The sequence below is a fragment of the Arenibacter echinorum genome (assembly GCF_003259375.1).
Lineage (GTDB): Bacteria > Bacteroidota > Bacteroidia > Flavobacteriales > Flavobacteriaceae > Arenibacter > Arenibacter echinorum.
In genome coordinates, this window is sequence record NZ_QLLN01000002.1 from 38,028 (window position 1) to 57,194 (window position 19,167).

Annotated in this window: 19 protein-coding genes; 8 read left to right on the plus strand and 11 right to left on the minus strand. The window is 39.8% G+C overall.

The window, feature by feature from the left end; all coding sequences use genetic code 11:
- Nucleotides 1–103: 103 nt before the first annotated feature.
- The 3 genes from LV92_RS04015 to LV92_RS04025 all read left to right on the plus strand — a co-directional run bounded on the left by LV92_RS04015 (nucleotide 104) and on the right by LV92_RS04025 (nucleotide 2,086).
- Nucleotides 104–421: a T9SS type A sorting domain-containing protein gene (locus LV92_RS04015; RefSeq protein ID WP_111622379.1), complete on the plus strand. Its 318-nt coding sequence runs from the start codon at nucleotides 104–106 to the stop codon at nucleotides 419–421.
- Nucleotides 422–603: 182 nt separating this feature from the next.
- Nucleotides 604–927: a T9SS type A sorting domain-containing protein gene (locus tag LV92_RS04020; RefSeq protein WP_111622380.1), complete on the plus strand. Its 324-nt coding sequence runs from the start codon at nucleotides 604–606 to the stop codon at nucleotides 925–927.
- A gap of 181 nt (nucleotides 928–1,108) precedes the next feature.
- Nucleotides 1,109–2,086 (plus strand): long-chain-fatty-acid--protein ligase, encoded by a 978-nt coding sequence (locus LV92_RS04025; protein ID WP_111622381.1) that lies wholly within the window; start codon nucleotides 1,109–1,111, stop codon nucleotides 2,084–2,086.
- Here the strand turns inward: LV92_RS04025 and LV92_RS04030 are convergent.
- Both LV92_RS04030 and tyrS read right to left on the minus strand, forming a co-directional pair.
- Complete coding sequence (locus LV92_RS04030; protein WP_111622382.1) at nucleotides 2,081–2,611, minus strand: hypothetical protein; 531 nt, start codon at nucleotides 2,609–2,611, stop codon at nucleotides 2,081–2,083. The genes LV92_RS04025 and LV92_RS04030 overlap by 6 nt on opposite strands.
- Nucleotides 2,612–2,678: 67 nt before the next feature.
- A complete protein-coding gene (gene tyrS, locus LV92_RS04035; protein ID WP_111622383.1) occupies nucleotides 2,679–3,974 on the minus strand; it encodes a tyrosine--tRNA ligase in 1,296 nt (431 codons plus the stop codon).
- Between the two features lie 105 nt (nucleotides 3,975–4,079).
- On the opposite strand from tyrS, the gene LV92_RS04040 reads away from it, so the two are divergent.
- Nucleotides 4,080–5,087, plus strand: coding sequence for an NAD-dependent epimerase/dehydratase family protein (locus LV92_RS04040; RefSeq protein WP_111622384.1), 1,008 nt, complete (start codon nucleotides 4,080–4,082; stop codon nucleotides 5,085–5,087).
- Here LV92_RS04040 and LV92_RS04045 read toward each other — a convergent pair.
- The 3 genes from LV92_RS04045 to LV92_RS04055 are packed head-to-tail and all read right to left on the minus strand — an operon-like array spanning nucleotide 5,068 to nucleotide 7,566.
- Nucleotides 5,068–5,496, minus strand: coding sequence for a DUF4296 domain-containing protein (locus LV92_RS04045; protein WP_111622385.1), 429 nt, complete (start codon nucleotides 5,494–5,496; stop codon nucleotides 5,068–5,070). The genes LV92_RS04040 and LV92_RS04045 overlap by 20 nt on opposite strands.
- Nucleotides 5,496–6,836, minus strand: a complete 1,341-nt coding sequence (locus LV92_RS04050) for a dihydroorotase (RefSeq protein WP_111622386.1) — start codon at nucleotides 6,834–6,836, stop codon at nucleotides 5,496–5,498. The genes LV92_RS04045 and LV92_RS04050 overlap by 1 nt, the downstream gene beginning before the upstream one ends.
- A 1-nt stretch (nucleotide 6,837) precedes the next feature.
- Entirely contained in the window at nucleotides 6,838–7,566 is a 729-nt protein-coding gene (locus LV92_RS04055; protein WP_111622387.1) for a polyprenol monophosphomannose synthase, read from the minus strand.
- A 481-nt stretch (nucleotides 7,567–8,047) separates the two neighbouring features.
- Between LV92_RS04055 and LV92_RS04060 the strand changes: the two genes are divergently transcribed.
- Complete coding sequence (locus LV92_RS04060; RefSeq protein ID WP_111622388.1) at nucleotides 8,048–8,713, plus strand: DUF4271 domain-containing protein; 666 nt, start codon at nucleotides 8,048–8,050, stop codon at nucleotides 8,711–8,713.
- Nucleotides 8,710–9,456 carry a uroporphyrinogen-III synthase gene (locus tag LV92_RS04065; protein WP_111622389.1) on the plus strand — a complete coding sequence of 249 codons (747 nt, stop codon included), beginning with the start codon at nucleotides 8,710–8,712 and terminating at the stop codon, nucleotides 9,454–9,456. Before LV92_RS04060 ends, LV92_RS04065 begins: the two co-directional genes overlap by 4 nt.
- 70 nt (nucleotides 9,457–9,526) lie before the next feature.
- On the opposite strand, the gene pckA is transcribed toward LV92_RS04065, so the two are convergent.
- Both pckA and LV92_RS04075 read right to left on the minus strand, forming a co-directional pair.
- Entirely contained in the window at nucleotides 9,527–11,143 is a 1,617-nt protein-coding gene (gene pckA / locus LV92_RS04070) for a phosphoenolpyruvate carboxykinase (ATP) (RefSeq protein ID WP_111622390.1), read from the minus strand.
- Nucleotides 11,144–11,191: 48 nt separating this feature from the next.
- Nucleotides 11,192–11,584: a DUF423 domain-containing protein gene (locus LV92_RS04075; RefSeq protein WP_111622391.1), complete on the minus strand. Its 393-nt coding sequence runs from the start codon at nucleotides 11,582–11,584 to the stop codon at nucleotides 11,192–11,194.
- Nucleotides 11,585–11,661: 77 nt separating this feature from the next.
- Between LV92_RS04075 and LV92_RS04080 the strand changes: the two genes are divergently transcribed.
- Complete coding sequence (locus LV92_RS04080) at nucleotides 11,662–13,035, plus strand: saccharopine dehydrogenase family protein (protein ID WP_111622392.1); 1,374 nt, start codon at nucleotides 11,662–11,664, stop codon at nucleotides 13,033–13,035.
- Between the two features lie 48 nt (nucleotides 13,036–13,083).
- Nucleotides 13,084–13,554, plus strand: a complete 471-nt coding sequence (locus tag LV92_RS04085) for an Lrp/AsnC ligand binding domain-containing protein (protein WP_111622393.1) — start codon at nucleotides 13,084–13,086, stop codon at nucleotides 13,552–13,554.
- A 50-nt stretch (nucleotides 13,555–13,604) separates the two neighbouring features.
- Here LV92_RS04085 and LV92_RS04090 read toward each other — a convergent pair whose 3' ends face one another.
- The 4 genes from LV92_RS04090 to LV92_RS04105 form a co-directional block, all read right to left on the minus strand.
- A complete protein-coding gene (locus LV92_RS04090) occupies nucleotides 13,605–14,300 on the minus strand; it encodes a zinc metallopeptidase (RefSeq protein WP_111622394.1) in 696 nt (231 codons plus the stop codon).
- A 134-nt stretch (nucleotides 14,301–14,434) separates the two neighbouring features.
- Complete coding sequence (ald, locus tag LV92_RS04095) at nucleotides 14,435–15,535, minus strand: alanine dehydrogenase (protein WP_111622949.1); 1,101 nt, start codon at nucleotides 15,533–15,535, stop codon at nucleotides 14,435–14,437.
- 248 nt (nucleotides 15,536–15,783) lie between these two features.
- Nucleotides 15,784–16,038 (minus strand): SemiSWEET family sugar transporter, encoded by a 255-nt coding sequence (locus LV92_RS04100; RefSeq protein ID WP_111622950.1) that lies wholly within the window; start codon nucleotides 16,036–16,038, stop codon nucleotides 15,784–15,786.
- Between the two features lie 92 nt (nucleotides 16,039–16,130).
- A complete protein-coding gene (locus LV92_RS04105; protein ID WP_111622395.1) occupies nucleotides 16,131–19,064 on the minus strand; it encodes a leucine--tRNA ligase in 2,934 nt (977 codons plus the stop codon).
- Between the last annotated feature and the right edge of the window lie 103 nt (nucleotides 19,065–19,167).

Consider the following 19,167-nt stretch of genomic DNA (forward strand, 5'->3'; position numbering starts at 1 on the left):
TTTTTGCATTTCATCGAATTTTTAAGTATTAATTAAGCTGCCGCTGACGTGCTGCACCTAAAATTCTTACATTTACGGTATATTATTTGCTGTTTAAGTTTCTATGAAGCAACTCTACTTAGTTATAGCCTTACTTTTTATCTCTATTTCCTATGGACAGGATCCTAAAGGCAATGTGGGTGGAGGGGATATTCCTGGGTTTAAGATATATCCCAATCCTGTCACCAATGGCAGGGTATATATCAGTACTTCCCTTAACGCTCCGAAGCAAATTTTGATTTTCGATATTTTTGGATCCCAAGTACTGGAAACCACCATAATTGGTTCTGAATTAAATGTCAATGATTTGGATGCCGGTGTTTATATGTTAAGGGTAAACGAAAAAAACAAAATAGCTACTAGAAAGTTGATTATTAAATAGTGCTTCCCAACTTTTAACAGCTACACAACTTCCATAATTACCTCATTTTTAGGCCTTATTACACTAGTACAACTCTTAAAATAAGGATACACATACAAAAAACACTTCTTTACAACATTTATTACTACTTCCATACTTGTTTTCCTACATTTACTGTATTGATCCCAAATCAATGCTAACCTATGAGAATATTTTACACCCTACTGTTCATGGTATTTTCTATGGCCGTTTCCGCTCAGGAATTCGTTGAAGAGCCATTAGACAGAACTACCCAAACCAATACTTTTAAATTATACCCTAATCCGGCCTATCAGGAGGTGGTGCATATTACCACAAAGCATAATGGGGTAAAGGATGTTGTAATCTATGATGTTTTCGGAACCATAGTTTTACAGGACCGTATTACCAATACCCTTTTGAATATATCGAAGTTGGCCCCGGGAGTCTACGTATTACAAATTACCGAAAACAGGGTAACGATGACCAGGAAACTGGTCGTAAAATAAGCCATTCGGACTGTACATTTTTCTTTCTATACCCCACCCTATAACCAATACTCGTCTATTACTACTTAAACGCCCAATAATTAGGAATACGGGAAGGGAGAATTAAATCTATATCAATAAAACCATAAAATAAGGTTTCCACTCTGTTGTTATCATTACTTTTGTAGTAGTGATTTAGCATATGCCTCTGGAAAACATTTTTACAATTTCAACGGACGAAGAGTTCAATGCCATGGCATTGACAACATTTCAGGCCCAATATCATGAAAACTTGGTGTATCAGGAATTTTGCCGTCACTTAGGGAAAAATATGTCCTCCGTTAAAACCATTGAAGATATTCCCTTTCTGCCCATAGAATTTTTCAAATCCAAAAAAGTAGTTTGTGGTTCATTTAGGCCCCAGATTACATTTACCAGCAGTGGCACCACTGGAAGCGAGGTAAGTAAGCATTACGTAAAAAACCTTGAACTGTATGAGAATAGCTATCTAAAGGCATTCAGACACTTTTATGGGGATATAGAGGACTATTGTGTACTGGCATTACTGCCCTCTTATCTGGAAAGGGAAGGTTCTTCCTTAATCTATATGGCCAACGACCTTATCAATAAAAGCAAGCATCCCCACAGTGGCTTTTACTTGGATGATATTCACCGTTTGCAAAAGACCTTGGTTGAATTGGATACCCAAAACACTAAAATATTACTGTTAGGTGTTTCCTTTGCCTTGTTGGATATGGCGGAAAAATTCCAATTAAAATTAAAGAATACCGTAGTCATGGAAACCGGTGGCATGAAGGGACGAAAAAAGGAATTGATCCGGGAGGAATTGCACCAACTATTAAAAAAAGGTTTTGGAGTACAGGCCATCCATTCCGAATATGGTATGACAGAGCTTTTGTCCCAAGCCTATTCCCAAGGCAATGGACGTTTCTTTGCCCCAAAATGGATGAAAGTCTTGACGCGTGAAACCGAAGACCCTTTAACATTACAAAAAGTAGGTAAAACGGGGGGTGTAAATATCATTGATCTGGCCAACAGACACTCCTGCAGCTTTATTGCCACTCAAGATTTGGGCAAGGTCCATACTGGCGGAAGTTTTGAGATATTGGGAAGGTTTGACCATTCCGATATTAGAGGCTGTAATTTAATGGTATTATAAACCCAAAATCTTCGCATCTACAAAAAAGGTAGTTGCTATGTTTATTTCATAATCGGACGACAAAAACTCGTCGGTTATGGTTTTTAGTCTTAAGGTATAGGAATCCTTTTTAATATACTCCTTTAAATCTTCAGCCGTAGTCACCAGTTCCAGCTGTTCCCCAACCGTAGCCGACACTTCTTCGTTCCATGCTATTTTAATCTCCGGCAAATCGTCTGCGGACATATATATGATGATCGATTCCAAAAAGCTAAAATCCTCCCCATCAGGAACCTCCACGGTCATTACGAGTTTCTTTAAAACAATTTCCTCTATCAAATCTTTTCTGGTATCGTTTACCTCAAACTCTGCAGATGAATTGGTCTCTGTTTCAGGGGTAAAGATATCAAAGGGCAAATCCACCCCGGTTGAGGACGGTATAACTACCGTCTGATCATAATCCATCTCAAATTTAGTAAGCTCGTCCAATTTATCGCAAGAAACAAAAAGAGAAACTAGGGCAAAAAACAAAAAATACTTCTTCATAACATCCAATTTATTAGGCTAACGGGTATCTCCTAATTTTATTGGGTAAGTGAAAAAAATACGGCGTTTATTTAATGACCAGCACAAAATAATTCTTCTTCCCGCGCTGCAACAAAACAAATTTATTGTTGATGAGATCTTCTGAAGAAATGATATAATCTTCTTTGACTTTTTCCTTATTAACGGAAATGGAATTTTGTTTCAATTCGCGCCTAGCTTCCCCATTAGACCCTAAAAAGCCGGTTTTTGCAGCCAAGGCCGCAATCATATCCAAGCCATTGTTTATGTCCTCTTTGGATACCTCCGCCTGTGGTACACCTTCAAACACCTCCAAAAATGTCTTTTCATTCAGTTTCTTTAAGTCGCTCGAAGTCGATTTTCCAAAAAGAATATCACTTGCTCTTTCAGCATTGTCCAAATCTTCCTGCGAATGTACCATTACCGTAACCTCATCGGCTAAACGCTTTTGAAGCACCCTTAAATGTGGGGCTTCATGATGGGTTTTTACCAAATTTTCTATTTCTTCCTTTGGTAAAAAGGTGAAGATTTTGATATATTTTTCGGCATCCTCATCTGAGGTATTCAACCAATATTGATAAAATTTATAGGGAGATGTTCTTTCAGAATCCAACCATATATTGCCCCCTTCCGACTTCCCAAATTTGGTGCCATCGGCCTTTGTAATTAAAGGACAGGTAAGGGCAAATCCTTTACCGCCCCCAATTCTACGAATAAGTTCGGTACCTGTGGTAATATTTCCCCATTGATCGCTACCCCCCATTTGCAGGGTACAATTATGCGCCCTATAGAGATGTAAAAAATCATATCCCTGAACCAATTGATAGGTGAATTCCGTAAAGGACATTCCTTCCTTAGCTTCGGCCGATAAACGTTTTTTTACAGAATCCTTGGCCATCATGTAATTTACGGTGATGTGCTTCCCTACATCCCTTATAAATTCCAAAAAGGAAAAATCCTTCATCCAATCATAGTTGTTCACCAGTAAGGCACTGTTATCCTTTCCACTATTAAAATCCAAAAAACGGGAAAGTTGAGCTTTTATAGCGGCCTGGTTATGTGCCAAGGTGGCCTCATCCAACAAATTCCGCTCTGTTGATTTTCCGGAGGGATCACCGATCATCCCGGTTGCGCCCCCGATCAAGGCATAAGGCTTATGGCCTGCCAACTGAAAATGACGAAGCATCATAACCCCTACCAAATGTCCAATATGAAGGGAGTCTGCCGTTGGGTCTATTCCCACATAGGCAGATTGCATTCCGCTTAACAAATGTTCTTCGGTTCCGGGCATTGCATCGTGCAACATTCCTCTCCAAGTTAATTCCTCTACAAAGTTCGTAGTCATGCTTTAGATCTTCTAATTCAATAATAGTGACAAATATAAAATAATAGGTTGTTTAACTCCTGCCAAAAACGGAATAAATTAGATGCAAATGAGTAAATTTGCGCCATGATTTTAGTCACAGGAGGAACTGGTTTGGTAGGAGCGCACCTACTTTTGCACTTATTGCAGTCGGGTGCTACGGTAAAAGCCATTCATAGAGAAAAGAGCAACCTAAAAGAGGTTGAAAAGGTCTTTGGGTATTATACCGACCAATCCCGCGAACTGTTTCAAAAAATTAATTGGGTAAAGGCCGATCTTAACGACCTACCGGCCTTGGAAATTGCTTTTGAAAATGTAACATATGTTTATCATTGTGCGGCCTTAATTTCTTTTAACCCCAATGATTATGACCTATTGCGTACCGTTAATTATGAAGGCACCAAAAACATTGTAAATCTGTGTATTGCCAAGGGAGTTAAAAAATTGTGCTATACCAGTTCCATAGGTGCCATAGGGAGAACAGTAGGCAACCAAGAGGCTACTGAAGAAACGGATTGGAACAGCCAGCAAAGCAATGTGTACGCCATGACCAAGATGGATGCCGAATTGGAAGTTTGGAGGGGCGCTCAGGAAAATGTTCCTGTGGTTATTGTAAATCCGGGGGTTATCTTGGGCCCTGGGTTCTGGGAAACGGGTACTGGAATTTTATTTAAAACCGCTTATAGGGCCCGTAAATATTATCCGCCAGGAGGAACAGGTTTCTTAACTGTAAATGACGTGGTCCAAATAATGACCCAATTGATGCAGTCTCCCATAACCAATGAAAAGTATATCCTTGTGGCCAAAAACCTTACCTATAAAGAAATACTACAAATGATTACAGGGGCCTTTGGAAAACCAGGTCCAACCAAAGCCATTAAATTTTGGCAATTAGAGATATTTAGACGATTGGATTGGCTAAGGAATATTTTCTGGAACAGTGGAAGAAAACTTACCAAAAACTCTGTTGAATCCTTACGAAAGAACCAATTGTTCAATGCCGACAAAATTCAAAAAGAACTAGGACATTCCTTTGAAGCTTTGGACGGTGTTATTGAACTATCCTGCAAAAAGTTTATGGAAGAGTATCCTTAGTAGTTTCTGGTTTCTTTTTGAGGTCGGGATTCAACTTTTCTTTGGCCTCCATTAAAGAATCCTGCTTCTGCTGCCTTTCATCTTCAAAAAACTTTTCATCCTTCTCCAATCTATCTTTTACCTTGGTGTAGATAGCCTCGTAAACAGTGGGCATAGAGGCATAGTAGGTATCACTTTTTACAAATTGAACGCTGTCTATCCCATACTTGGTATAGATATACCCCATGGGCTCAATGTCATATTCGTTTAAAATGCTTTCGTTAATTATCTTACCGGCATTTAATAATGAAATGTCGTATAAAATGGTGGCCATTTTATCTTCCGGAATAAGGTTTTCCGGTTTCTCCACCACCTTCTCATTACATGAAAACAACAGCCCTAGAAAAACGACAACTATATATTTTAGCATTACTCTCTATTATAAGTTAACCTCATGGCTTTTCGCTCTTTCGAAAAATTGCCGTTCTCATAGGCCAAATGGCCATTTACAAAGGTATGGGTTATCCTGGATTTGAACGAGTTACCTTCAAAGGGGGACCACCCGCATTTATAGGCGATATTTTCCTTGGTCACTGTCCAGGAATCATTAAGATCCAACACCACTAAGTCAGCATAAAAACCTTCCCGAATAAAACCCCGTTTTTTTATTTGGAACAACTTTGCCGGATTATGGCACATTTTCTCTACAATTTTCTCCAAACTTATCTTTCCGCTGTGATATTTCTCCAGCATTGCCGGCAAGGCATGCTGTACCAATGGGCCTCCAGAGGGAGCGGAAGTGTACATGTTGTTCTTTTCTTCTAATGTATGTGGTGCATGGTCCGTGGCAACTACATCTATACGATCGTCCAATAAGGCCTCCCATAGCTGATCCCTATCCGTTGCAGTTTTAACGGCCGGATTCCATTTAATCAGGGTTCCTTTAGTATCGTAATCCTCTTCGGAAAACCAAAGATGGTGAATACAGACCTCTGCAGTAATCTTTTTATCCTCCAATGGAATATCGTTCCTAAAAAGCTCGGTTTCTATTCCTGTAGATAGGTGAAAGACATGAAATCTTGCTCCTGTTTTTTTGGCCAGGGCAATGGCCCTTGAGGAAGAAAGATAACAGGCTTCGGCACTCCTGATCAAAGGATGGTATTTTACGGGAATATCATCCCCATATTGTGCCTTATATTTCGCAAAATTTGCCTTAATAGTGGCCTCATCTTCGCAATGTGCAGAAATGACCATCTCCGTATTCCTAAATATTTTTTCTATCACCTCTTCATTGTCTACCAACATATTACCCGTAGAGGAACCTAAAAAGAGTTTAATCCCGGAACAGGCATTCTTATCCAATTTTTTTATCTCTTCCAAATTGTCATTAGTACCTCCGAACAAAAAAGAGTAATTGGCAAAAGCAGAATTTCTTGCCATTTCAAACTTTTCCTCCAAAGCTTCAATGGTGGTTGTTTGGGGATTGGTATTGGGCTGTTCCATGAAGGAGGTTATTCCGCCGGCAACCGCTGCCCGACTTTCCGTAGCAATAGTGCCCTTATGGGTGAGACCAGGTTCCCTAAAATGTACTTGATCGTCTATGGCTCCCGGTATTACATATTTCCCTTCCAAATCGATAACATTGGCAACACCATCCGATGAAATCTGATCCTCAATTTTAAGAATAACATCATCCTCCAAAAGTATATCGGCAGGGAATATTCTATTGTCGTTAACGATTGTAGCGTTTTTTATAAGTATTCTTCCCATCTTAAAATTTCTTTTTGTGAAACAAACTGTGCAACTTCATCTGCAGTACCCCAAAAACGGCCTCGTTAATAATGGAAGCACTCATTTTTGATTTGCCCCTTATTCTATCTGTAAAAATAATAGGCACCTCTTCAATCTTATAGTTTTGAAGATGGGCCCTAAACTTCATTTCGATTTGAAACGCATAACCAATAAATTTAATGGAATCCAAATTGATGGTTTCCAAAACCTTTCTCTTATAACAGACAAATCCGGCCGTAGGGTCGTGCACCTTCATTCCTGTTATCAACTTCACATAAAATGAGGCACCATAGGACAATAGTATTCTATGTAAGGGCCAATTTACCACATTAATCCCCTTTTTGTAACGCGATCCCACGGCCACATCCGCCCCATCTATACAGGCTTGGCGTAGCTTTATAAGATCAGTAGGGGAATGTGAAAAATCAGCATCCATCTCAAAAACATATTCATATTTCCTTTCTATGGCCCATTTAAATCCATGGATATAGGCCGTTCCCAAACCAGATTTACCTCGTCTTACCTCTAAAAATAATTTATTTAAATATTGTTCCTGCAAAGCTTTTACCGCATCAGCTGTACCGTCGGGAGAATTATCATCAACAACCAGGATATGAAAATCCTGCTCCAAAGCAAAGACGGAATGAATTATAAGCTCAATGTTTTCAATTTCATTGAAGGTAGGAATAATGACCAAGCTATCCGCCATCTAGGTATTGCAATTTTAGCAAAAATAGTATTTTAAAAACTGTAGTGAAATATCAGGGAAGTTTTATGATTTTTTTAAAGATTCCAAATAAAAGCGAATGTGAGGTTTTGGTCCTTAAATAGAACTTCTTTATTGTAGAATTTTAAGACTTCCTAGTAACAATTTGGTGCACTAGCAATAAGGAAGTCAACAAAGAACATCCTTTGCATTGGCGGGTATATAAGTTCTTTTAAAGAGAAGGGCACTATTAAAGTTAATGGTACTTTACTTTAAGGAGATATAATACCCAACTATTAGGTTTCTTACCTTTACCATGGAATTAGTGCTAAAAAAAGCTTAGGTTTGGGCTGATTTTTTTGTCATAAAAGACAATATGTACCCCATATTTGACTTGAAGGATTCAATTATTTTGCTTTCAACACTAAAGAGAATGAAATATACGTTGTTAGCAATAATATCACCCAAGTATAAGACCGTATAAATGGAAGCTATATTAAGAAATGAGTACACCGTAGATTGGATAACCATTATCCTATTTTCCAGTATCTTTTTTATGGTGCTTGCAAAAACTACTTTTTATAGTCGTTTCTTGAACTATATAATCTTACCCTTCAACAACAAATATATTTTCCTGTACCAAAAGAAAGACAAACTCTTTAATTGGTTCAATATTTTTTTCAGCATTTTCCAATTGCTTAATTTTTCCCTTTTCCTATATTTTACATACACCATTTTTTTTAAGATTCCGGAAGAGCAACAGTTCGTTGCCTACGGCATTATTTTTATATCACTCTTTTCGTTTTTTACCATTAAAATACTCTTGCAATTGGGCAACGGTTTTATTTTCAATATCAATAAGGTCATTTCCGAAATAATTTTCAAAAAACTCTCCTATCTCAACTATAGTGGCATTGTAATGCTATTTGCCAATCTTTTATTAAATTTTGTTTTCAGGGAGTCTAAAGCAGTAGTTTTTATAAGTCTACTACTGGTATTCCTTATAAACGCTATTGGTTGGACCACAACGTTGAGAAATCATCAAAAATTCATCGCCAGTAATTTTGTGTATTTTATTTTGTACCTTTGCGCTCTTGAAATAGCACCAATTATTGTAATTGGTAACTATCTAATAGATCGAAACCTATGAAAGTAAAAACGATTTTGGTTTCACAGCCAGAACCTAAGATGGAAAATTCCCCTTATTCCAAGCTTATTGATAAGGAGAAAATAAAGGTAGATTTTAGACCTTTTATCCACGTGGAAGGTGTTGATGCAAAAATGGTCCGACAACAAAAAATTGACCTCAATAATTTTACCGCCATTATACTTACCAGTAGGAATGCGGTGGATCACTTCTTTAGAATTGCGGAGGAAATGAGGTTCAAGGTTCCGGATACGATGAAATATTTTTGTCAGTCAGAGGCTGTAGCCTACTATTTACAAAAGTACGTTGTATACCGTAAGCGTAAAATATATGTCGGGAAAATGAATTTTCCAGATTTAAATACTCTGTTCAAAAAATACAAGGACGAAAAATTTTTGTTGCCATCCTCTGACGTCCTTAAGCCGATCGTTCCCGAAACGCTGGATAGTTTGGGAATAAATTGGACCAGGGGCATTTTTTACAAAACAGTAATTAGCGACCTTTCCGATTTAAGGGATGTGTATTATGATGTTTTGGTATTCTTTAGTCCTTCGGGAATTGAATCATTGTTAAAGAATTTCCCAGATTTTAAACAGAACGAGACCAGAATAGCAGTTTTTGGAAATTCAACGGTTAAAGCGGCTACGGAAGCAGGTTTAAGAATAGACATTCAGGCCCCTACTCCAGAAACTCCTTCTATGACCATGGCACTTCAGAGATACATTACTAGTGTAAACAAAAAATAGTTATTTACGAAAATTAGTTTAGCAATACCACATTATAAAAAACCCCGAGGCAAGCCTCGGGGTTTTACTTTTAGAATGCATATCGTTGCGGTCCTCCACGCCTTATTTCCTCATTGGCATAGACTTCAAATTTCTTAAAGTTTTCCCGAAAGGCATTGGTTAATTTAAAGGCTGTTTTGTAATAGGCCTCGTCATTGTTCCAAGTTGCCCGAGGACTAAGCACACTTGATGGGACTCCAGGGCATTCCCTAGGCTGTGCCACTCCAAAAACGGAGTGGATATGATATTTGTCATAACTGTACAATCCTAGTTCACCGCTTAATGCCGCATGGATCATGGCCCTGGTATATTTCAATTTCATTCTGGTACCAACCCCATAAGGGCCACCGGTCCAACCTGTATTTACCAACCATACGTTTACTCCTGCATCCAACATTTTTTTACTGAGCATCTCTGCGTATTTGGTTGGATGTAAGGGCATAAACGGCGCTCCAAAACAGGCCGAAAAACTTGGTACGGGTTCTACCACCCCTGCCTCGGTACCAGCCACCTTGGCCGTATAGCCCGAAATAAAATGATAGGCAGCCTGACTAGGGGTCAGCTTGGAAATAGGGGGCAATACCCCAAAGGCATCCGCAGTTAAAAAGAAAATATTTTTTGGGTTCTTACCAATTGACGGCACCTGTATATTATCTATATTATAAATAGGATAACTTACCCTGGTATTTTGGGTAATGGAGGTGTTTGTAAAGTCCACCACCCCATCGGCATCCAAGACCACGTTCTCCAAAAGCGCCCCTTTCTTTATGGCTCCGTAAATTTCAGGCTCATGTTCTTCCGAAAGATTAATGACCTTGGCATAACAACCTCCCTCAAAATTAAAAACGGTATTTTCCTTAGTCCACCCATGTTCATCATCCCCAATCAATTTTCTATGTGGATCTGCAGATAATGTAGTCTTTCCCGTTCCGGAAAGGCCAAAAAAGATTGCCGTGTCCCCGTCTTCCCCCACGTTTGCCGAACAATGCATTGGAAGGCAATTCTTAAATACTGGAAGAATAAAATTCAATGCAGAAAATATTCCCTTTTTAATTTCCCCCGTATAGCCGGTACCTCCTATCAGGGCTATTTTGCGGGTGAAATTTAGGATGGCAAAATTATGCTGCCTTGTCCCATCTTCCTCTGCCTTTGCCATAAATCCAGGTGCATTGATCACCGTCCATTCCGGGTCAAAACCAACCAGCTCTTCTTCCGTAGGCCTTAAAAACATATTATAGGCAAACATATTGGACCAGGGATATTCGTTAATGACCCTGATGTTCATCTTGTAATCATCGTCGGCACATGCAAAACAATCCCTTACATAAAGTTCCTTTTCATTAAGGTATTTGATGACCTTGTTATAAAGAGCATCAAACTTTTCGGCTTCGAAGGGTATGTTCACATTTCCCCACCAAATTTTATCTGCCGTAATATCATCCTTTACAATAAATCTGTCCATTGGGGACCTCCCGGTAAATTCCCCGGTATTAATAGCTAAAGCCCCGGTAGACGAAGTTACTCCCATCCCCTTTTCCACTGTTATTTCATGTAGTCTTGAAGGCGTCAATTGATAATGAATTTTTTTACTGGATATGCCGTACGTCTCCAACGCAATCGATTTAGTTGAGGGTGTTGATGAATTCATAATAGTTGAGTTTTATTAGAAAAAAAGTGCTCTGCGAGCTTGTTAGTTTTAATTTATTGGTTTTTGATTAAGAACCTTAATGCCCAATAGTATCCAGCCGGTAATAAGGAGAACACCGCCAAGGGGAGTCAATAGTGCTATTTTCTTAAAATCAAAACTCGACAATTCATTGATGGCCAAAAGGTAAATTGAAAAAGAAAAACAAACAACCCCTACCACTATAAAATAATAAATTAACTTTTTGCACTCGTTGATCAACAAGTTGCTACCTCCCAAAATCATAAGGAACAAAGCGTGGTACATCTGGTATCTTACCCCAGTTTCAAAGGTCTCAATTGCCTTGGCATCTATCATTTTTTCCAAACCATGTGCCCCAAAAGCTCCCAAAAGTACTGCTGTTAGACCGAAAAATATACCAGTGCTAAAAATTGTTTTGTTCATAACTTATTGGGGCTTATTTCTTACAAATATAACAATTTGATACCTTAGTATCCGTGAAATAGAAAAGTAAAAAACCAATGCGTCGAAAAATACTTGTTGTGGGCACCGGAAAATCCACTGCATATTTGTTGGATTATTTATTACAAAAAGCAGAGGCGGAAAATTTACATATTACTATTTGTGACTTAAATCCGGAGGTCCTTCCCAATAGGATAAAATTACATACCTCCTGTACTATTCTAAAATTGGATATTTTCAATGATAAAGAAAGAAGCAAGGCCATCGAACAAACGGATATAGTCATTTCCATGCTCCCTGCCCGTTTTCATATCAAGGTAGCAGTGGATTGCATTCAATTTACAAAACATTTGGTAACTGCCTCCTATATAAGTGATGAAATAATGGCTTTGGACCAACAGGCCAAAGAAAAAGGCCTGGTTTTTATGAACGAAATTGGCCTAGATCCCGGTATAGATCACATGAGTGCCATGCAGGTAATAGATAATATCAGGGAACGCGGTGGGAAAATTATTCTCTTCGAATCTTTCACAGGGGGGTTGGTAGCCCCGGAAAGCGACAACAACCTCTGGAACTATAAATTTACTTGGAACCCCAGAAATGTCGTAGTGGCCGGTCAGGGCGGAGTGGCCAAATTTATTCAAGAAGGCACTTACAAATATATCCCCTACCACAAACTATTTAGAAGAACCGAATTCTTGGATGTGGAAGGCTATGGGAAATTTGAAGTATACGCCAACAGGGACTCACTGAAATACAGGGAAGCCTACGGGTTGGAGAACGTACTTACCTTGTATAGGGGGACCATGCGCAGGGTTGGTTTTTCCAAGGCATGGAATATGTTCGTGCAATTGGGCATGACCGATGACAGCTATACCATTGAGAATTCCGAAGGAATGTCTTATCGCGAATTTGTAAACTTATTTCTACCATATTCGCCTACCAATACGGTAGAACTAAAACTGCGGCATTATCTTAAAATAGACCAGGACGATATAATGTGGGAAAAATTAATGGAATTGCACTTATTTGATTCGAAAAGGAAAATTGAATTAAAAAACGCTACTCCCGCACAAATTTTGCAAAGAATCTTGGAGGACAGTTGGACCTTGGCCAGTACGGACAAGGATATGATTGTTATGTACCACAAATTTGGGTACGAAATTAACGGAAAAAAAGAACAGATAGATTCCAATACAGTCGTTATAGGGGAAGACCGGACCTATACCGCAATGGCCAAAACCGTAGGGTTACCGGTAGCTATGGCCACGCTATTGATATTAAACAAAAAAATCACCACTCCAGGAGTACAATTACCAATAAGAAGAGAGGTCTATGAGCCTATTTTAAAACAACTTAAAAACTATGGAATTCACTTTAAAGAATACCAGGTACCTTACTTGGGTTATAATCCCGACTCTGTTGCTAGCTAAGATGTAAAACCATTTTGGTATCTTTATATAGAATTTGAAGTAGAACCCATGAAATCCAATAACGAAAACGTGAAAATTGATGGTATCGATAAAAAGATACTACGATTTTTGATGGCCGATGCCAGAAAGCCCGTTTTGGAAATTGCCAGAAAAATTGGGATTTCAGGTGCTGCCATTCATCAGAGGTTGCGAAAATTGGAAGCTTCAGGTTTAATTGCAGGCTCTAAATTCATTATCAACCCCAAAGTTTTGGGATACACTACCATGGCATATATTGGCATTTACTTGGACAAGGCCATGAGCAATCCGGTGGCAGTTAAGGAACTTGAAAAAATACCAGAGGTTTTGGAATGCCATTATACTACAGGGAACTGGTCCATTCTTATAAAAGTACTTTGCAGGGACAACGAACATCTTATGCATGTACTTAACAGGGACATACAGCAGATAGAAGGGGTATCCAGAACAGAGACCTTTATTTCTTTGGACCAACAAATAGACCGACAAATAACGATATAAAAAAAGGACATCTAAAGATGCCCTTTTTTTTGATTTATAATCATAAAGTCTTAGTCCCTACTTCCCAGGACCTGCATAGCCCAATAGACCAAGGTTGCCAAAGATCCTATGGCAGCTACCAAGTAAGTTCTAGCAGCCCATTTTAAAGCATCCTCAGATCCTTTGTATTCTTCCGGGGTCACCATATTCTTGTTCTTTAACCAAGCCAGGGCACGGTTACTGGCATCGTATTCAACGGGCAAAGTGATAAAACTAAACAAGGTTGCAAGTCCCATCATTATTAGACCTGCCACGGCCACCCAATAGCCAAGACCAACTCCTGCTGCGGCCCCCAACATAAGCCCCCCAAAGACTACCCACATAGACATGCCTGAGGTAACACTTACCACCGGCACCAATTTGGAACGCATTGTCAACCATTCATAAGCCGTGGCGTGTTGTACGGCATGTCCACATTCGTGGGCCGCAACCGCCGCTGCAGAAGCGTTTCTTTGATTGTACACCCCTTCACTTAAATTTACTGTTTTATTAACCGGATTGTAGTGGTCCGTAAGCATTCCTGGGGTAGAAATAACCTTTACATCCCTGATTCCGTGGTCTGCCAACATTTTCTCGGCAATCTCGGCACCGCTCATACCGTTGCGCAAATGCACCTTGGAATAGAACTTAAATTTGCTTTTTAACTTATTACTAACCAACCAACTTACTAGAGCTATGGCGCCCAGTAATATATAATACATCATCATAACAATTCTCTTTTTAAAATTAATCCAATATACTAAAGTTTCCTTTTCTTAATATCAAGTAATTATTTCTTTTCTAAATAATCAAAAACCCCGCCAAATTATGACAGGGTTGGATATATGACAAAATGTACGGTCTAGTCATCCATAGCTTGCCATTTAAAGGCCTCCAAAATTTCCTTACGGATTACCTTTCCCTTTACTATATTCAAACCTTTTTCCAGGGAAGCATCCTTCTGGCAAGCTTCTTCCCAACCCAAATTGGCCAATTTTAAGACATATGGCAAAGTTACATTGGTCAAGGCCATGGTCGAAGTATATGGAACTGCCCCTGGCATATTGGTAACACAGTAGTGTACCACATCGTCTATAATATAGACAGGGTTTTCATGCGTAGTGGGCCTTGTGGTTTCCACACATCCCCCTTGATCTACGGCCACATCCACAATTACGGTACCTGGGCGCATATCCTTAAGCATATCGCGAGTAATGATCTTGGGCGCTTTGGCTCCCCTCAACAAGACACCCCCAACAATTAGATCATGGTCCTTAATGTGTTTCCTTATATTAAATTCATTGGAAAATTCCGTTACCACATGGCTCGGCATTACATCATTTACATAGCGAAGCCGTTTCATATTAACATCCAAAATAGTAACATGTGCCCCAAGTCCGGCTGCCATTTTAGCAGCCTGAATTCCTACAACACCAGCCCCAAGTACCAAAACCCTTCCCGGGGCCACTCCGGGAACTCCTCCAAGTAGCACCCCTCTTCCTTTTTCCGGTTTCTCCAAGTATTTTGCCCCTTGCTGAATGGCCATTCTGCCAGCAACTTCGGACATAGGTGTCAATAAAGGCAGTGTGCCATCTTCATCCTCCACAGTTTCATAGGCTATGCAAATAGCTTTACGATCTATCATAGCTTCGGCTAGGACCTCACTAGAGGCAAAATGAAAATAGGCAAATACCACTTGCCCCCTTTGTACAAGGGAATACTCCTCCTTTATAGGCTCTTTTACCTTAACAATCATATCGCTCATGGCATATACTTGGCCTATAGTATCCAAGACAATGGCTCCCACCTGTTGATAATCGCTATTTGAGAACCCACTGCCATCACCGGCACCGGTTTGCACATATACGGTATGGTTATTTCTCACCAGTTCAAAAACCCCGGCAGGCGTTATACCTACCCTGCTTTCGTTATTTTTGATTTCTTTTGGAATCCCGACTTTCATTTTCAATTCTTTTTTAAACTGCATGGGGAAAATACCTCTTCCAGGCAATAGGCATTATTCCTTACCAATACTAATGACGATAAGAATTTCAAAAATGGAACAAAAAAAAATAAGAAAAAAAGAAAACCCCCTAAATAAGGGGCAAGAACATTGATTATTGCACTTTTCACATTATGTGTACGAACCCATTAAAAAGACACACTATCAATAGCACAAATAACAAGAAATTTTAATGTGGAAATTATCCGCTATTTGTATTTTAACTTAAGGACAATCATGATAAAAAGTAGTACCGCGGTAATAAAATTAGCCAAGATCATAGGCACGCTATCATGGTAAATACCATAAATCAACCATAGGACCACTCCCAAGAACATGGCCAAATACATGGTCAGTGAAATATCCTTGGTAGATTTATTCCTCCACGTCTTATGTACCTGCGGCACTATAGAATAGGTAGTAAGTACGGCCGCCACCAGGCCCATGATTTCTATGTTCTCCATGCCACTAGATTCAATTTTATGGGCAAACCCCATAATGCGAATTTACATCCAATAATATCACCAAAACCAACTTATGTTTTGAAATAATCTCCCTATCCCACAATATTGACTATTTTTCCCGGGACTACAATGACCTTTTTAGGGCTACGTCCCTGTAGTTGTTCCCGTGTTTTGTCGTGGGCCATAACGGCAGCCTCTATTTCCTCTTTGGAAAGATCTGCCTGCAATTCTATTTTAAAACGCACTTTTCCATTGAAAGAAATAGGATATTCCTTACTGCTCTCCACCAAATACTTTCCTTCAAACTTAGGGAATGGAGCGGTAGCAATTGAGGTAGCGTGTCCCAATTTACTCCAAAGTTCCTCCGCTATATGTGGCGCATAAGGTGAAACCAATAGGACCAATGGTTCCAATATTTCCCTACTATTGCATTTTTGGGCTGCCAATTCGTTTACACAGATCATAAAGGTAGCCACCGAGGTGTTAAAGGAGAAATTCTCTATATCCTCTTCCACCTTCTTGATGGTCTTATGTAAAGTTTTTAAATTATCTGCAGTAGGTGCAGCATCGGTCACCATAAAAGCCCCGTCATTTCCCCCATGGAACAAACGCCACATTTTCTTAAGAAAACTGTGAACCCCCGTAATACCTGCAGTATTCCAAGGTTTGGATTGCTCCAATGGTCCTAGGAACATCTCGTACAATCGAAGGGAATCTGCACCGTACTCCTGGCAGATACTATCCGGACTCACCACATTGTATTTGGATTTGGACATTTTTTCCACTTCCCTACCAACAATGTAAGTATCGTTATTATCTTTAATAACTTCCCCTTTCTCACCAATAAAAATAGCATCCTTAAATTCAGAATACATTGGGTCATTTCTAAAAGATTCAATATCTAATTCATCAGAAGAATTAACATATTCAACGGGGGAGTGTATTCTATTTAAAACACTATATCTAAACGCCTTCTCGTTAACTGGATGAGTGTTTCTCCAATTTTTTATTACCTCATCAACCCTGCCCCACGCACTTTTCGAGACAGCAATGTAAAATTGTTTGTCCTTGGCAAAACGCGCTACAACAAAATAAACAAATGCACTGGTTCCAGTAATCATTCCCTGATTGATCAGTTTTTTGGCAAATTCCGGTTTTGGTACTATACCTTTATCGAACAAAAACTTCTGCCAAAAACGGCTATATAGCAAATGTCCAGTGGCATGTTCACTACCCCCAATATACAAGTCTACATCTTGCCAATAGTCAATTGCCTCTTTTGAAAAAATTTCGTTTTCATTATTGGGATTCATATAACGGTTAAAATAGTACGAACTTCCTGCCCAACCGGGCATAGTGTTCAACTCCAATGGAAACACAGTTTTATGATCTATTAACTGATTACTTACTACTGCCGACTTCTTTACGTCCCAGGCCCAAACTGTGGCATTGCCCAAAGGCGGTTCCCCGGTTTCCGTAGGCAAGTATTTTTCAACTTCAGGTAGTACAATAGGCAAATGCTCCGCACTGATCATTTGGGGCATCCCGTCCACATAGTATACCGGAAAGGGTTCTCCCCAATAGCGTTGGCGACTAAATACAGCATCGCGCAACCTGTAGTTGATCTTTCCTTTTCCCTGTTCCAATTTTTCCAATTCGAAAATGACACGTTTAACAGCCTTTTTATAGGGGAGTCCATTTAAGAAGTCGGAATTGGCAATAACCGTCTTTTCCTTATCTGCAAAGGCCTCTTCGGAAATATCCACTCCCTCAAAAATATTGGTAATGGGAATATTGAAATGCTTTGCAAAGTCATAATCGCGCTGATCTCCACAGGGAACGGACATTACCGCCCCGGTACCATAGCCCGCCAATACATAATCCCCGATCCAAATTGGGATGGGCTCCTTGCTAAACGGGTGTTCTGCATAAGCCCCGGTAAAGGCTCCGGTAATGGTCTTTACATCGGCCATACGATCGCGCTCACTGCGTTTGGCCGTAGCCGCTATGTAGGCCTCTACTTCTTCCTTTTGCTCAGAAGTAGTTATTTTGGCAACCAATTCGTGCTCTGGGGCCAAGGTCATAAAACTAACCCCGAATATCGTATCTGGTCGGGTGGTGAAAACATCTATCACTTCTTCACGCCCCTTAACCCTAAACGTTACTTCCGCCCCCTCGGACCTACCGATCCAATTGGTTTGGGAGTCCTTTAAGGGCTGAGGCCAATCTACCATAGTTAAATCGTCCAACAACCGCTGGGCATAGGCAGATATGCGCATGCTCCACTGCGTCATTTTTTTACGGATCACCGGATGACCACCCCGTTCCGAAACCCCATTGACAATCTCGTCGTTCGCCAAAACCGTCCCTAAGGCGGGACACCAATTTACTTCGGTCTCCGCCAAATACGTCAACCTATATTGCAATAACACTTCCTGTTGTTCCTTTACCGTAAAGGCTTTCCAATCGGTAGCTGAAAATGCTGCAACATCTTCATCACAAACAGCATTTACACTTTGATTGCCCTCTTTTTCAAAAATAGCGATCAGACTGGAAATATCTTCCGCCTTATCGGCATCCTTATTGTACCAGGAATTAAAAAGCTGGATAAAGATCCACTGTGTCCATTTGTAATAACTGGAATCGGAGGTACGGACTTCCCGGCTCCAATCGAAAGAAAAACCAATTTTATCCAACTGCTCCCTATATCTGTTGATATTGGTCTCTGTGGTAATGGCAGGATGCTGCCCTGTCTGAATGGCATATTGCTCCGCAGGCAGGCCAAAGGAGTCGTATCCCATAGGATGCAAAACATTAAACCCTTTGTGCCTTTTATAGCGCGCATAAATATCGCTGGCAATATAGCCCAAGGGATGTCCTACATGCAAACCTGCACCTGAAGGGTATGGAAACATATCCAGTACATAAAACTTTTCCTTTTGGGAGTCGTTTTCTGCTTTAAAAGTTTGGTTTTCCGCCCAAAATTCCTGCCACTTTTCTTCAATCTTCCTAAAATCGTAAGTCATCCTAATGTATTGTATTTTAATCTAGTGTACCTACTGCACACCCCTGCATTTATTAATGTAGCGCAAAAATAAGTTTAATCTATGAAATGAACTATCACAATAG